The organism is Roseibium sp. FZY0029, from assembly GCF_036350355.1.
Taxonomy (GTDB): Bacteria; Pseudomonadota; Alphaproteobacteria; order Rhizobiales; family Stappiaceae; genus Roseibium.
The window spans coordinates 134902-148806 of sequence record NZ_JAZDVZ010000011.1 but is presented as its reverse complement, the minus strand read 5'-3'; the positions used below and the strand labels follow the sequence as shown (position 1 = coordinate 148806).

Annotated in this window: 14 protein-coding genes; 1 reads left to right on the top strand and 13 read right to left on the bottom strand. The window is 59.1% G+C overall.

Going from position 1 to position 13905, the window contains the following annotated elements; genetic code table 11:
- Positions 1 to 12: 12 nt before the first annotated feature.
- The 9 genes from V1T76_RS26030 to V1T76_RS25990 all read right to left on the bottom strand — a co-directional run bounded on the left by V1T76_RS26030 (position 13) and on the right by V1T76_RS25990 (position 9083).
- Positions 13 to 750, bottom strand: a complete 738-nt coding sequence (locus V1T76_RS26030; RefSeq protein WP_330563596.1) for an acetoacetate decarboxylase — start codon at positions 748 to 750, stop codon at positions 13 to 15.
- Between the two features lie 11 nt (positions 751 to 761).
- On the bottom strand, positions 762 to 1865 hold the full coding sequence (locus tag V1T76_RS26025) for a patatin-like phospholipase family protein (RefSeq protein ID WP_330563595.1): 1104 nt from the start codon (positions 1863 to 1865) through the stop codon (positions 762 to 764).
- A 688-nt stretch (positions 1866 to 2553) separates the two neighbouring features.
- The gene (locus V1T76_RS26020; protein ID WP_330563594.1) at positions 2554 to 3195 is read right to left on the bottom strand and encodes a GntR family transcriptional regulator; all 642 of its coding nucleotides are present in this window, start codon (positions 3193 to 3195) and stop codon (positions 2554 to 2556) included.
- A gap of 95 nt (positions 3196 to 3290) precedes the next feature.
- On the bottom strand, positions 3291 to 4064 hold the full coding sequence (locus V1T76_RS26015) for an SDR family NAD(P)-dependent oxidoreductase (protein WP_330563593.1): 774 nt from the start codon (positions 4062 to 4064) through the stop codon (positions 3291 to 3293).
- Entirely contained in the window at positions 4061 to 5443 is a 1383-nt protein-coding gene (locus V1T76_RS26010) for a glutamine synthetase family protein (protein ID WP_330563592.1), read from the bottom strand. The genes V1T76_RS26015 and V1T76_RS26010 overlap by 4 nt, the downstream gene beginning before the upstream one ends.
- 1 nt (position 5444) lies before the next feature.
- A complete protein-coding gene (locus V1T76_RS26005) occupies positions 5445 to 6836 on the bottom strand; it encodes a transaminase (protein WP_330563591.1) in 1392 nt (463 codons plus the stop codon).
- Between the two features lie 293 nt (positions 6837 to 7129).
- Positions 7130 to 7942 carry an RNA polymerase sigma factor gene (locus tag V1T76_RS26000; RefSeq protein ID WP_330563590.1) on the bottom strand — a complete coding sequence of 271 codons (813 nt, stop codon included), beginning with the start codon at positions 7940 to 7942 and terminating at the stop codon, positions 7130 to 7132.
- The gene (locus V1T76_RS25995) at positions 7939 to 8340 is read right to left on the bottom strand and encodes a hypothetical protein (protein ID WP_330563589.1); all 402 of its coding nucleotides are present in this window, start codon (positions 8338 to 8340) and stop codon (positions 7939 to 7941) included. The genes V1T76_RS26000 and V1T76_RS25995 overlap by 4 nt, the downstream gene beginning before the upstream one ends.
- A 119-nt stretch (positions 8341 to 8459) precedes the next feature.
- Positions 8460 to 9083, bottom strand: coding sequence for a CGNR zinc finger domain-containing protein (locus tag V1T76_RS25990; protein WP_330563588.1), 624 nt, complete (start codon positions 9081 to 9083; stop codon positions 8460 to 8462).
- Positions 9084 to 9545: 462 nt separating this feature from the next.
- On the opposite strand from V1T76_RS25990, the gene V1T76_RS25985 reads away from it, so the two are divergent.
- Entirely contained in the window at positions 9546 to 10175 is a 630-nt protein-coding gene (locus tag V1T76_RS25985) for an FMN-dependent NADH-azoreductase (protein ID WP_330563587.1), read from the top strand.
- A 492-nt stretch (positions 10176 to 10667) separates the two neighbouring features.
- Here the strand turns inward: V1T76_RS25985 and V1T76_RS25980 are convergent, their stop codons facing one another.
- Genes V1T76_RS25980 through V1T76_RS25965 form a run of 4 tightly spaced genes read right to left on the bottom strand, consistent with a single transcriptional unit; the run spans position 10668 to position 13883 of the window.
- The gene (locus tag V1T76_RS25980; protein WP_330563586.1) at positions 10668 to 11255 is read right to left on the bottom strand and encodes an ABC transporter ATP-binding protein; all 588 of its coding nucleotides are present in this window, start codon (positions 11253 to 11255) and stop codon (positions 10668 to 10670) included.
- Positions 11249 to 12049, bottom strand: coding sequence for an ATP-binding cassette domain-containing protein (locus tag V1T76_RS25975; protein WP_330563585.1), 801 nt, complete (start codon positions 12047 to 12049; stop codon positions 11249 to 11251). Before V1T76_RS25975 ends, V1T76_RS25980 begins: the two co-directional genes overlap by 7 nt.
- Complete coding sequence (locus V1T76_RS25970; RefSeq protein ID WP_330563584.1) at positions 12046 to 12909, bottom strand: ABC transporter permease; 864 nt, start codon at positions 12907 to 12909, stop codon at positions 12046 to 12048. The genes V1T76_RS25975 and V1T76_RS25970 overlap by 4 nt, the downstream gene beginning before the upstream one ends.
- Positions 12906 to 13883: an ABC transporter permease gene (locus V1T76_RS25965; protein ID WP_330563583.1), complete on the bottom strand. Its 978-nt coding sequence runs from the start codon at positions 13881 to 13883 to the stop codon at positions 12906 to 12908. Before V1T76_RS25965 ends, V1T76_RS25970 begins: the two co-directional genes overlap by 4 nt.
- Positions 13884 to 13905: the final 22 nt, after the last annotated feature.

Genomic DNA, 13905 nt, shown 5'->3' with positions numbered 1-13905 from the left:
CAAATAAGCGTTTCAGGAGAGATAGTCGTGGACGACGTCGCCCAGACCGAGCGTCAGGTCGGTCACCAGATGTACTGCCGAGACCACTTCGAGCACCGGCAGGTCGGCGACGGGAGCAAGCGCGTGATGGAAGAGTTCCAGCCGCGCCGGGCCTTCCCAGGCACCCTTCAGGGTCACGTCGGTCGTGTAGTAGCGGACCAACTCGCAGATCCGCGGTGTGCAATCCACATGCGGAACGATCTTCAGCAGAAAGTTCGGGCCTTCGAGTGATTTAAGAACCTTGGCATGATCCAGTTCCCGATGCTTGTAGCCCATCGTGCCGGTCGCCACGCGGATGCCACCCATGTCGAGCGTGCCAATGAGCGTGTCCTTGTTCACGGAGAGCGAGGGATCGGCGAGTTTCTTCGGAAAGCCCCAGATTTCGCGTCCGCCTGCGATGGGTGCCTCGTCGTTGAGATACATCGAATGCGAATAGCCCCCTGCAACACCATCGAGGGTAACAGGGATGACTTGGCCGCTTTCGGTGTAGTCGCCAAAACCGGTGGAATCCGGCATGCGAATGAACTCGTATTTCACCAGCGGTTCCGGGATCTCCAGCGGTTCCGGCACGAGGCGGCGCAGCACGTCAGGGTCGGTACGATACGTGATGGTGAAGAATTCACGGTTCACGAACTTGTAGGGACCTTTCGGATAGGAAGGGTTGGTGAGAGGCATTGAAAATGCGTTTCTGGCGACGTCTTCCGCTTTCATCTTATTTTCCTTCATGCATTGCTGGAACTCAGGTCAAAGACCTGCAGTCCGTCCTTGCCGATCTCGCGGCTTTTCCATTTCCTGTGTGCAAGCGTGCGCTTCACGTCGTCGACGCCGGCAGCCCAATGCTCCGTCATCGATAGCCGCGAGAATTCGTAATCCTTGGAATTGCTCTCAAACCCTTCCTTGCGGTGGATGAGATGCACCAGCGTGATCGGGCAGGCCGGGCTGGCATTTCGCAGAAGGGCAAGGTCGGGATCCGACTGCATGTCCTTCGGCAGCTTCTCCACCAATCTTTCGGCAGCAGCGCGCAGATCGTGAAGATGTTTGAACCTGTCGGTCGTCAACCGGGTGCGGCTCGAAAAGCGGATGTCTTTCTCGCGCTGCTGCACATCGGCGATGTCGCCGGGCACCTCCCCCCTCGCGTTGAAGAGGTCGATCTGAAAAATGCAGAGCGTGTCGGCCCCGGCATTTTCCATTACGTATTGCAGCGGTGTGTTCGACACCAGGCCGCCATCCCAGTAGAAACGTCCATCGATCTCGACTGGCGGAAATCCCGGCGGCAGCGCACCGCTGGCCATGATGTGCCGCAGATCGAGGCGCATCTTCTCGCTGTCGAAATAGATAAAGTTGCCGGTTTCGATGTCGGTAGCGCCAACGCTCAGCCGAGGCCCTTCTTCGTTGAGATAATCGAGATCGATCAGCTCGCCAAGCGTGCCTTCCAGAGGCGTGGTATCGTAGAAACTGAGAGCTGGATCGGCCGAAAAGGGCCAAAGTGCCATTGGCACGCGGGGCCGGAAGAAACCGGGCACGCCAGCTATCGTCACCTCAGCTGCAGCCAGTTCCGAAAAGGTACGACGTGACTTCGTGCCCCAAGAGAAAGGCTTCACGGTCAGGTCCGATGTCACTTCTTCCCAGAAGGCCCGGAGCCGTTCCATGCGCAGTTCGACTGGATTTCCGCAAATGATTGCTGCGTTGATTGCACCAATGGAAATCCCTGCGACCCAGTCCGGCGCAAAACTGCTCTCGCTCAGCGTCTGGTAAGCGCCCGCCTGATAAGCGCCGAGTGCGCCGCCGCCTTGCAACACCAGCAGGTTTTGCTCTGCCTTTGGCATCTACTGTCTCCTTGATCGATGCGTCATTGAGACTGAGATAGGATGCTGGCCCGGCATGGCCTTTGCCCGAACTTTACAATCGTGACAAATTCACGGAGATCGCCTTTGAACGCTTCTATTCACGGGAGAGCGGCCTCTGTCATTCGGGCAAAAAACTTTTTTGTATTTGGCACCCCTGTGGCCAACCGCTGGTTCGAGCAAGGAAAAGCACATGCGGAGCGGGCGGCCTTCGCCCTCCCCGACAGGGTGTTGCGGCTTCTAGATGGCAAAGCCAGCCGATCATAAGGGCTCGCGAAATCAAGTCACCGTCCTTGCCGGGTTGGCAAAGACCTTGTTGAAATCCTGACCTCGGGCAGGTGCGGTATTGGCGATGTCAGCGAGCCTCTCGATATGACCGCACGAAAGTTGCAGCGACTGCTGAAGGCCGAGGCGATTAGTTTCCGGACAATTCTGGAACAGACGAGGCGCGACCTTGAAATCTGCTATCTTGAAAAAGAACGTCGACCCGCTGGCGAAATCCTTAAAACCGGCTGGATGTCGCCAACTACAGCAACTGCCACCAGTCCATAGCTGCGGCGAAACGGAATTACCTTTCGCTCGAAAACGGCATCGACAGCTGCCACCAATGTTGTAGCGCCGGTCACTCGGAATGATCTAGCGATGCTTGACGCCAGCACTCAAGAAAGGCCTAGCTTCCAAGGGTTTGTTTTAAAAGGTGAATGGCATCAAGGATGTCCGCCTGGATCGCAACGCCCAGCGCTTCGGCATCCTCTCGCCGAATTGCTTCCAGCGTCATCTGGTGCTTGTCGACCATTCGGGTCGTTTCGTTCATGTCATAAACGCTCCGCATGAACGGACCGAACTGCATCCAAATGCTTTCGAGCAGAGCCACCAGGACTTCCGAGCCCCCTGCCCGGTACAATTCGAAGTGAAATTGATAGTTTTCCCGCATGTAGGTGTCCGCATCCTTGGCTCCGTAGCTTTGGTTCATGCGGGAATCGCTGGCTTCCATTGCGGCAATCGTCTCAGACTTCACATAGGGAAGCGCCCGGCGTGCGCAAAGCGGCTCCAGGTGCAGCCGCGCCTGCATAAGCTCCTCGAACCGTTCGCGCGTGAGTTCGGGAATGCCGACCCGGCCGTTGCGACGCACTTCCAGCGCCCGTTCGCCACCAAGCCTCGTAATCGCCTCGCGGACAGGCATCAGTCCAACGTCCATACTCTTGCTGAGGCCCCGGAGACTAACGCTCGTGCCGGGAGAAAAGCGGCCCGAAATAAGCTGCTCGCGAAGCGCCTGATAAACCTGCTGCTGTTGCGTCGATAGCTCTCGCATTGTTTCCTACACCTTCAAGACACTGCGCTGAAACCACTTGCAACATGCCTTGTTTCGGGCGCACTTTCTGCCTGTGCGCGTGACATGGTTGAAGCTCAGGCAAGTTGGACCTTGCGTTCCTGCAGAGTGTTTCCGCCATCAACGACCAACACTGCGCCATTCACGTAACTCGCGTCGGCAGAGGCCAGAAAGGCAGCGGCGGCAGCGACTTCATCCGGTGTGCCGGCGCGTCCGGGTGGCGTGTGCCGCGCAGCGATCCGCTCGTCCTCGGTGGACGCCCCGGTCTCGATCCAGCCGGGAGCGACTGCATTCACGGTCAGACCGTACGGCGCAACTTCAAGCGCCAGGGCGTGGGTGAGCCCCACCATGCCTGCCTTTGCTGCTGAGTAGGCAGCTTCACCCGGATTGGAAACCAATGGACCGGTAACGGAGGCGATATTCACGATGCGCCCGCGCCGCCGTTCGGTCATTGAGCCCAGAAATGCGCGCGTGACCAGAAAAGCCGTCTTGAGCGTAACATCCATTCCAGCGTCCCAATCAGCCTCGCTCAGCGCCTGAAAATCTCGTTGCACGGCTGGCACCGCCACGGACCCCATGCCTGCATTATTGATGAGAATATCAACTGGCCCAACAATGTCCCGCAATCGAATAACTTCATCTGCCTTGGTGAGATCCGCGACATGGGATGTGACGCTGTAGCCTTGCGCACGCAGCTCATCCGCGCGCTGGTGGATCCGATCGCTCGCGCCTGTGATGAATACAGTCAGGCCTTTCTGTGCAAGTTTGCGGGCAATCGCAAAGCCTATGCCATCGGGGCTTCCAGCTCCGGTCACCAGAGCCGTGCGAAAGTCGTCTTCGCATGTCGTCATATGACGTCGCCATAATAGGCAAATTCTTCGTCTGTTACCTCCGAGGCAAAGAAACTGTGTTCAACACGCTTGAGCGCAATGAAGACAGAGGCCATGCGCTCACCGAGCGCATCCTTCAGAAAGTCGGATCGATCAGCAAAATCGATTGCTTCCCGCCAATCGCAGGGCAGTGTCGTTTCAGGAGCATCGCTATAGGTGGTTGCCTCTGCGTCCGGCTCGATTTGTGTTTCGATCCCCCGGTAGATCCCTGCAAGGACGGTCGCAGCAACCAGATAAGGGTTGGCGTCGACACCAGGTGAGCGATGTTCAAGGTGGCGGTTGGCGGGGTTGCCAGCCGGCACCCTGATGGCAACGCTGCGGTTGTTGCGACCCCATGTCGGAGAAGTCGGAGCATAGCTGTTGCGCGTAAAGCGACGCCAGGAATTCAGATTGGGGGCGAAGACCAGCATCGACTCCGCCATTGTTTCCTGCAAGCCACCGATGGCGTGGCGCAGCAAAGGCGCGAGATCGTCCTCCTCGTCGGCAAACAGATTGCGACCCGACGGGTCGGCAAGACTGGCATGAAGATGCATGCCGGAACCCGAGCGATGGGCAAACGGCTTGGCCATAAAGTTGGCGCGCATACCGTGCCGGATCGCAAGACCGCGAACGAGCCGCTTGAGCATCACGAGATCGTCTGCCGCACGAAGGCCCTGGGCCTGATGGCGGAGCGTGAGTTCAAACTGGCCGGGCGCATATTCCGAGATGATTGTTTCCACGGGCAGATTTTGGGCTGCGGCGGCACGGTAGAGCGCATCGATGAACGGCTCGAACTGGTCCAGCATGGCAACGCTGTAGACGTGGTTGCCCTGTGCCGCTTTTCCCGAAAGTGGCAGGCGGGCCGCCTCTGGTTTGCCGGCGCCGTCTTTTTCAGCGTCCAGAAGATAGAATTCAAGTTCGAAAGCCAGCACCGGGAACATGTCTCTGGTGGCAAAACGCTCGATCTGGCGCACCAGAGCCTGACGGGGATCAGCCCCCATGGGAGAGCCGTCGAGTTCGTACAGCATGACGCGAACTTCGCCGCGTTCGGGTGACGTCCAGGGCAATGTTACCAGTGAACCGGAAATCGGCCAGGCAACTCTGTCGGCGTCTCCATCGTCCCAGGTCAAACCGGTCTCATCGACATCCGCACCGGTTATATCGAGCCCGAGAATTGAGCCGGGCAGATGCCGACCGGAGCGGAACAGAGGCAAGAGTTCATGACGGCGAATGATCTTGCCGCGTGCCACCCCGTTCGGATCGATGAGAACCAGGTCGAAGGCTGCAATTTCCGGATGTTGTTCCAGAAAGGTTTCGGCTTCTTCGACAGGGGCCGCATTTTGTGGACGTGTTCCGGCCATTTTATGCAGCCTCTGTCAATCTATGGAGGATTTTCTCGAAGCTGGAAACAAGGCCAGCGACATCTGCTTCGCTTGTGGTTGGGGCAACAAGAACCATGTTGTGGAATGGAGTGACGAGATATCCGAGGTTCAGAAATGCCGAATGCAGCGCCTTCTGGATCGTCGCATTGGCAGCGGCCTTTGCTTCTGCAGCGTTCTGCAATGGATTTGGAGAAAACACGACCTCCAGCCGCGCTCCGACGCGGCCCACATGCCAGGGCAAATTGCACTGTTTGATAGCGGCTGCGAAGCCCTCCTCGATCATATCGGCATGACGGTTCATTCTGGCGTAGGCTTCGGTCGTCATCACCTCTTCGAGGCAGGCCCTGAGGCAGGCGAGTTGCAACGCGCTGCCAGAGAGCGTTGTGCCAATGCCTGAGTGACCCGTGCCGGTAATTGCCGCCCGCGCAGCGTCGAGCCTGTTCGCCACATCCTTCGTCATGCCCCACACAGCCACCGGAATACCGCCGCCGACGGGCTTTCCAACGACGAAGATATCCGGTTCGAGACCGTACACCTTTGAATATCCACCGTATCCTGTCGAAACCGTATGGGTTTCATCAATGTGAAGCAGTGTCCCGGTCGCGCGCGTCAGATCCCGCAGCGTCTTGTGAAAGCCGGCTTGGGGAAGAATCATGCCGCAATTGGTCATGACAGGTTCTGCCACCACACAAGCGATGTCCCCCCCTTTCAATGCTGCCTCAAGAGCCGGGACGTTATTGAAGGGTATGCAGACCGTCGTCTCGGACAGATCCACCGCCTGGCCAATCAGGCCACCACGCGGCACCGTTTTCCCGTCGACAAGGTCCACCAATGTTTCGTCGACCGCCCCATGATAGCAGCCATCGAACACCAGGATCTTCTTGCGCCCGGTCACCGCGCGCGCAACCCGCAAGGCGAAGCGGTTGGCATCGCTTGCCGTCGTCGTGACCTGCCACTTCGACATGCCGAATGTGCTGCGCAAAAGGTCGCCAACGGCATCAAGGTCGTTGGAAGGCAGCATCGTGGTAAGGCCGTGGCATGCCGCTCCGGCAAGGGCCTTCAAAATCGGCTGCGGCCCATGACCGAACATCGCTCCGCTGTCTCCGAGACAGAAATCGATCACACGATTCCCATCAATGTCCCAGACTTCGCTTCCGGACGCCTTGTCGATCACAACTGGAAACGGCATTGGCCAGTCCCGCATCCAATATTGCGGGACGTGATCGAAGAAGCCGGAGGACGGCGTGGCGAACACCTCTTTGCTGCGCGCGTGCGCACCCGCGAAGATCGCTGTCTCATCGGCGAGAATGCGCTCGGCCGCACTGACAATTGCGTCGTTGTGAAGGGGTGTTTCCGGTGAGCTGCTCAGCACTAATCAAGACCTTCTGGACTAAATAATATGATCACAATTATGGATCACGTCCTTTGATGTCAACGGACAAATTTGAAAGTGAAAATATTTTCTCTTAATTATGAAGGATTTATGGCGGAAAATTCCATGACGGAAAATTCGACAAAAACAATGTGATCACGTTTAGTTCGTTGACCTCGCTCTACGGCATGGTTCTGCGAGGACAAGGGACACTTGCACGGCCAGCGAGGGCATGTCAGAGCGCTGACCGCCTTGGATTAGGTCTGCACTATGGAGAACGCGACGTTTAGGCGTTATTTCATGACTTCCATGATCAGATCGCCAACATTGGTTGGAAAGGACGGGTTAGACCGCATTAGTGCGGCGGCACGCCTTCCCTCTTCCAATGTCCTGATCTGGTGGCGCAGTTTGGGGATATCGGTGGCTGGAGCCGATAGCCCAAAAGCCGGAGCGCCCAGGGTGACCCGGCCGCTGCCCTGCGCCGCCGTCAGGCGGTTCTCGCATCGACATGCGGCGCTTTGCGACACCACACCGCAAGTGGTCTGCACGAAGCGGGTGACCTCCTTGCGGGCGCGGCTCAGCCTTTGCCGATATGCGGCGGCGGAGATCTCGAGCGCCTCTGCCGCCTCGCTGTCGGACATCTCGAACACGTCACCCAGGATATAGGCAATGCGCAGGCTTCGGTTGAGGCAGGTCAGCATCGCCAGCGTGCAGCCGATCTTGATCTCTTCGATTGCGATGGCCGTGATCGTGCTGTCGGTCTGGTCGTCGTCGGGGGCGGCGAGCCCACTTTCCAGATCGTCGGCGAAATCCTTGAAACTCATCCGCATGGCCTCCACGCGGCTGCGCTTGCGCATCCCGACAAGGTGCCGGGACGCGACTTTCAGCGCCCAGCCACCGGCGGCCCGGTCGTCGCGGATTGTGCCGAGATGGGTGATGATCTTGATGAGAATTTCCTGCGTGGCGTCCTCGGCATCGGCGGGATGCGCAAGCATCCGCATGGCAAGTCCATAGATCGGGTGCTGCAAGGACTGCACCACCGATGCCAGCGCCGCGCGGTCTCCTTGCCGCGCGGCGCTCACCTGTTCGGGATCGAGAATGATCATGCCTCAAGCCGTGCCTGAAGGGACACCAGCTCTTTGGCCAGGGTCTTTTTCTGTTCCTCCAGTGCTCCCTCCAGCATTTCAAGAGGCACCGGCGGTGCCATCAGAACGAAGGAATAGATCGACGTGTCGCTCACATCCTCGGTCACCCGCGAATAGGCCGCCCCCTTTGAGCCATCGGGAAAGGTCATAATCCAGTCGACCGTCCCGTGTTCGGCGGAGGCGCGGGTTTCCAGCCGGATTGGAACGGCCCCGTTCGGAGTGACCAACTCGGCGCTTTCGGCGTCGGCGGATTTGAACGCGTTGGTCCATTTGGGCAAATTCTCGGGGTTGGCGATATAGGCAAACACCTCCGAGCGGGGTTTCGCAATGCTGATAGATTGCACGTCATGGGTCTTCATTTTTTGTCCTCAGTGTCCTGCGCCGGGCCAGTCCCGGCCGCATGTAAATAAGGAGGCGGTGGTGCGGGAGACTGTGACAAAGAAAATTGGATTAAATTGACGACGGAGTGCGCACCCGGTCAGCGCTTGCGATAGGCGGCGGCCTTGGCCCTGTTGCCGCAGACCTCCATCGAGCACCAGCGCCGCTTGTGGTTCTTGCTGATGTCGAGGAAATAAAGCGTGCAGGTCGGCCCCTCGCAATTGCGCACATAGCGGAAATCCGCCTCGGCGATCAGGCGCGCGGCGGCGAACGCGATCCTGACGATGAGATCGCGCGGTTCTGTCAGCGGATGCCTGTCGAGAAGGACTAGCGGCTGCGAGGCGGGATCGTCCGATCGCGTTGCGGGTGCAATCTCCAGGAAACGCGCACCGCGCGCGAGGATTGCATTGATCTCGGCAATGACGGGATGGGCCGCATCCGTCAGCTGGCTGCCACAGACCTCTTCAACAAAGGGCCGGAACCTCTCGCGGAAGGTGACAATTTCTTGTCGTGCCTCTTCAAGCGCGGACGCGGTGGCGACTTTGCGGAAAGGGGCCAACTCAGACTCCGATGCAAGCCCCGCCGCGATCAGCCAGTCCAGCAGATCCGGGCCGGTCTCCAGCCAGTCGTAGCGCTCGGATCGCGGCGCCGCAACGCTGTTCAGGAAATCCAGCGCGGGGCTTTCTGCGACGAAGAACGGCGCAGGCCTGGTGTTCTGTGTCATCTGGTTCTCCGTCTGCGTGCCAAGGGGACGATCCTCCCTGATAACCATTCTTCTCAAGTTTCACCAGTTACATTTCTTCACGCACACTCACAACAATGTAACTATCAAAAACAATTTTTAATGGTTATTAAGTAACCGTCAAAACGCCTTTGACTGGTTATCAGCGGTGCAACATGAACCGACCATCATTATGCCAACCCTTTGTCACGACGGCCCTCGCACCTGGTCTGCACGCTTCCGCATCCTTCGCTGGCAGCCCGCAGGCCTGGGTCGGCGATCAGGCAAGGATGGTGCGGCCTGGCAGTCAGGTCATCCAGCTTGGGCGACCGCAACAGCGTTGCGTCGAAAGCCGCGTTTAAGGCTCACCCGGATCATGAACAGCCCCGGAAATCAGCACCGCCATACACGGCATCTATGACCCCTCACCTCAACCAACCGACCCCAATCGAAAGGAATAACCCCATGACCAAAATTCTCTATATTGCGGCATCGCCGCGCGGCCCGATGTCTCAATCCGGCAAACTGGCCGAGGCCTATCTCGAGGCGCGGCAGGCAGCCCAGCCGGACGTTGCCATTGACCGGCTCGAGCTGTGGCATGCCGATCTGCCCGAGTTCGACGGCGACAAGGCGGCAGCTAAGATGACCTTTTTCGGCGTAGGCGACATGGACGCGCCGCGCCAGAGCGCCTGGGACCAGGTGGTCGCCGTTACCAACCGCTTCATCGAGGCGGATGAATATGTGCTGTCGGTGCCGATGTGGAACGGCGGCATCCCCTACAAGCTCAAGCAATATATCGACATCATCACCCAGCCCGGCCTGCTGTTCGGTTTCGATCCCGATGCCGGATACAGCGGTTTGCTGAGCGGAAAGTCGGCCCGGGTCTTCTATACCTCCGGGGTTTATGCACCTGGGGCGCCCGCCAAATACGGCACCGACCACCATTCGACCTATCTTAACTGGTGGCTCGACTTTATCGGCGTGACCGAGATCGAAACCGTCCGGTTCCAGCCCTCGCTTCTGACAGCGGATCCTGCAGGAGACCAGATAAAGGCACTTGAGCGCGCGGCGGATCTTGATCTGCAAAAGGCCTGACGGCAAAGGCTTCGCCCCGGCGCATGGCAACGCCGGGGCGGCTGTCCTGCCAAAGCATTCGCTTTGAGGCGATCCAGGATGATACCCAGCAGCCTTTGTCGTCCGCCAATATCGCGAGACGCAGGCCCCTAATGCAGATAACGGCTTGCCGACCCTCTTTCGAAACATGGTCTCGAAACTGCTGGCGTTCTCATACACGAGATCCATCGGACGGTCTGGCCGTCTGGCCAGCGCCAAAGGCGCTGGAAGCAGAGTTGCGGCAACGTGAGGTGCTGATCCTGATCTTGGTGCGTCCCTTTTGGACCCAAACGGCCCATTTCGGTCATTCACTCGAAGAGCGATAAACGTCCCTTAGCCTATCCCGGAAAATTAATATTCAAAAACAGGATTTTGCCAGGCCGCACGCAGTCATCCTGATCGGAGCCGGCTTCAGCAGGCTCAGGTTTCGGCTTGATGCAGTCCCATGGGACAGACGAATTTCTCCTGCAGGCCTCAGATCGTGACAACCCGCGTTGCGATGCGCTCAAGCAGAGCCCGGTCGTGGCTGATTGCCAGAATGCCCAGGCCCTGCCGAGCCCGTTTAAGCAGGACTTGCCAGATTTCCACCTGAGCGACCGGATCAAGCATTGAGGTGATTTCGTCGGCGATCAGGTAGCGCAAGCCAGGTGCCAGGGTGCGAAGAAGGGCGACCCGTTGCAACTCTCCGCCGGAAATCTCGTGCGGATAGCGATCATACCAGCTTTCCTTGACACCGAGTTCGTTCCGCGTGACATCATCCGGTGTCCATCCCTCCGCAACGATCCGGGATATCCGCCACCGTGGATCCGTGGCGAAAATCGGTGATTGATGCAGATACTGGACCGGGTTGAAACGAAACTGGTTTGCGCGCTCATCGACCGTGACGCTGCCGCTTGTCGGCCCAAGGTGCCCGGCGAGCAGTCTGCCCAGGGTCGACTTGCCTCGCCCGGAAGGGCCGGATAATCCAACGATCTCGCCAGGACGGATGGAGAGGTCAAACTCGCGCAGAATGTAGGGCGCACGTGGCCCGTGGCGGAAGCTCACGCGGTGTGCGGTCAGCAAGTTGCACCTCCGGCGCTGAATGCGTTCTGGGGCAGTGCCGTCCACAGGGCACGTGCAAACGGTGATCGCAGGGCCTCGCCACCGCCAGCAAAGTCCGAAGCCGCCTCAATGGACTCGAGGCGTCCCCCTTTCATCACGGCAACACGGTCAGCAAACGCAAGCGCTTCTGAAAGGCTGTGCGTTATCAACAGGACTGCCTTGCCGCAATCCGCCTGTTCGCGCAGATGAGACAGCACATTTGCGCTGTTCTCGCCATCCAGCCCACTCGTCGGCTCGTCGGCGACGATCAGATCTGGGTCGCCCACCGCCGCGATGGCCATCAACATGCGCCGCGCCATACCTCCGGACAGTTGATGCGGAAACGCCTTTGCCGCCTGCTCATCAAGCCCGTATCGGGCAAGCAGACTTTCGATGCTCTCGGCGTCGAGCCTATAACCCGCTCGCTGGCCTGCCCAGGCAATCTGCTTGCGGCAACGGGTCATCGGATCGAGGTGGCTGAGAGACTGCGGCACCAGCGCCATTCGTCTGCCGCAGTACCTCTGCCTGAGCGGAGCATCCAGTGTGGCGCCATCCACGTGGATACGCCCACCCACAACAGCATTCGACGGCAGTATGCCGAAGATTGCGTGCGCAAGGAGGCTCTTGCCGCCACCGGATGCACCGATCAGTGCAACAAGTTCACCCCGGTCAACCCCAAAGCTCAGGCCTTCGAGAATGCGAAGTTCCCGCTGACGTATGAGACCATCGTAGCGGGTAAAGCCAACAGACACCTGATCGAGACGAAGAAAGCTCATAGCTGCGCCTGCCTTGGATCCAGCAACAGGCGCAGCCCATTGCCAATTGCATCGAAACAGAGCACGAGCACCAACAGGCTGACGCCCGGATAAAGACCGAGCCACCACTTTCCCGCCGTCAGGTAGCGCATTGAGTCTGCCAGCAAGACGCCAATAGCCGGTTTGGTCGGCTCAAGGCCGAAGCCGATGAACGTCAGGCCTGCCTCATGCAGGATTGCGTGGGGAAACAGAAGCACCAGTCCGACAAGCATCTGAGGCATCAGGTGGGGCAGAAAATGATGACGCCCGACATACCACCACGATTTGCCGAGTTGCCGCGAGACGATGATGAAATCAGCGTTTCGAAGCTGAAGGATGTCAGCCCGCAGCACGCGCGTCAGCCTTGGCCAATGCGTTACGGCCACGGCGACGATCACGGCATGGGTGCCCCCGCCGAGGGCGAAGGAAATCAGGATCAGCAGCACCAGGTGGGGCAGGCCCATGGTCGCATCCACAAGGAAGGATACGACCCTGTCAGCCCACCGGCCGCAGGTCGTTGCAAAGATCGAGAGCCCGAGCGCGATGAAGGCCGACAGTGTTGCCGCGATCAGGCCGACCCACAAGCTCACATTCAGACCGTGAACAGTCCGGGCGAACATGTCGTGACCGAATTGATCCGTACCAAACCAGTGCGCCCAGGACGGTGGCGCAAGTCTTTCCGAAAAGTCGGTGGCGATACCGAAGTCACCGAAGACGATTGCCCCGGCAACGACACAGGCAATGCCTGCAGCGCCTATCCCCGTGGCAGAAATGGTCAGCATCCGCTTGTTGAGGCGCAGGCGCGATGAGGCGCGCGAGGTCGTCTCGACGGCATCGGTCATGGCCTGATCTCCATGTCGGGTGTCGCTCCGATGCGGGGATCAACGACATGATAGAGAATGTCGGCAATCGTGTTGCCGATGGAGACGAACACCGTCAGGCACAGGGCAACCGCCAAAAGCAGGGGGACGTCGCCCGAGACACCCGCCTGTACGGCGGCACGCCCGAGCCCCGGATAGGCGAAAACCTGCTCGGCCAGCACCGATCCGCCAAACAATTCGCCAAGCGAGGCAAAAAGAACTGTTATTGCAGGCAATGCAGTATTGCGCGCGCCGTGCCTGATGGCGACATCCGCAAGAGAAGCCCCCTGTGCTCTGGCATAGAGTGCGAAATCGGATTGCATGATCTCGATCATTTTTGCGCGGGTGTGAAGCGTGATCTGGGCCACGCCCAGCACCGTCAGCGCGATCAACGGAAGAATGAGATGATGCAGTCTTTCCAGGACCGTCACGTCTTGCGGAAGAACCCCGATAGGCGCGGCGCAACAAACAGGCGTCCAGGCGAGGCCGACCGAAAACACCACAAGCAGCACAATCGCCAGCCAGAATGTGGGGGTCGACGCGAGGACGTAGGCATAGGTGCGGATGATGCGGTCAACCCACGTGTCTGCCATTGCACCTGCGGTAACTCCGAGTATGAAGCCGAGTAGGCCGGACAGCAACCAGGCCATGGCCATAAGCGGCAGGGAGGCCCGCACGCGTTTTGCTAGCACGTCCGCAACCGGTTCGTTGTAGGTCATGGACGTGCCCAGATCACCCTGGGCGACATTTCCAAGCCATTTGCCGAACTGGGTGAGCGGCGGCTGGTCCAGCCCCCATTTCTGCGCGATGAGATCCTGTTGCTCCGGCCCGACCTTGGCGATCGCCGGGCCAAGATAGGCCTGGACGGGGTCGACAGGCGACATTTTCGCCAACATGAACGCAACAACGGCAACGGCGGCCAGCAGGAACGCCAGCCGCACGATACGGAGTGTCACAAAGAGGGGCCAGTTGCTCGTC

Coding starts and splice junctions, on each gene's coding strand:
- V1T76_RS26030 (WP_330563596.1), bottom strand. CDS start 750: ATGAAAGCGGAAGACGTCGCCAGAAACGCATTTTCAATGCCTCTCACC.
- V1T76_RS26025 (WP_330563595.1), bottom strand. CDS start 1,865: ATGCCAAAGGCAGAGCAAAACCTGCTGGTGTTGCAAGGCGGCGGCGCA.
- V1T76_RS26020 (WP_330563594.1), bottom strand. CDS start 3,195: ATGCGAGAGCTATCGACGCAACAGCAGCAGGTTTATCAGGCGCTTCGC.
- V1T76_RS26015 (WP_330563593.1), bottom strand. CDS start 4,064: ATGACGACATGCGAAGACGACTTTCGCACGGCTCTGGTGACCGGAGCT.
- V1T76_RS26010 (WP_330563592.1), bottom strand. CDS start 5,443: ATGGCCGGAACACGTCCACAAAATGCGGCCCCTGTCGAAGAAGCCGAA.
- V1T76_RS26000 (WP_330563590.1), bottom strand. CDS start 7,942: ATGATCATTCTCGATCCCGAACAGGTGAGCGCCGCGCGGCAAGGAGAC.
- V1T76_RS25995 (WP_330563589.1), bottom strand. CDS start 8,340: ATGAAGACCCATGACGTGCAATCTATCAGCATTGCGAAACCCCGCTCG.
- V1T76_RS25990 (WP_330563588.1), bottom strand. CDS start 9,083: ATGACACAGAACACCAGGCCTGCGCCGTTCTTCGTCGCAGAAAGCCCC.
- V1T76_RS25985 (WP_330563587.1), top strand. CDS start 9,546: ATGACCAAAATTCTCTATATTGCGGCATCGCCGCGCGGCCCGATGTCT.
- V1T76_RS25975 (WP_330563585.1), bottom strand. CDS start 12,049: ATGAGCTTTCTTCGTCTCGATCAGGTGTCTGTTGGCTTTACCCGCTAC.
- V1T76_RS25970 (WP_330563584.1), bottom strand. CDS start 12,909: ATGACCGATGCCGTCGAGACGACCTCGCGCGCCTCATCGCGCCTGCGC.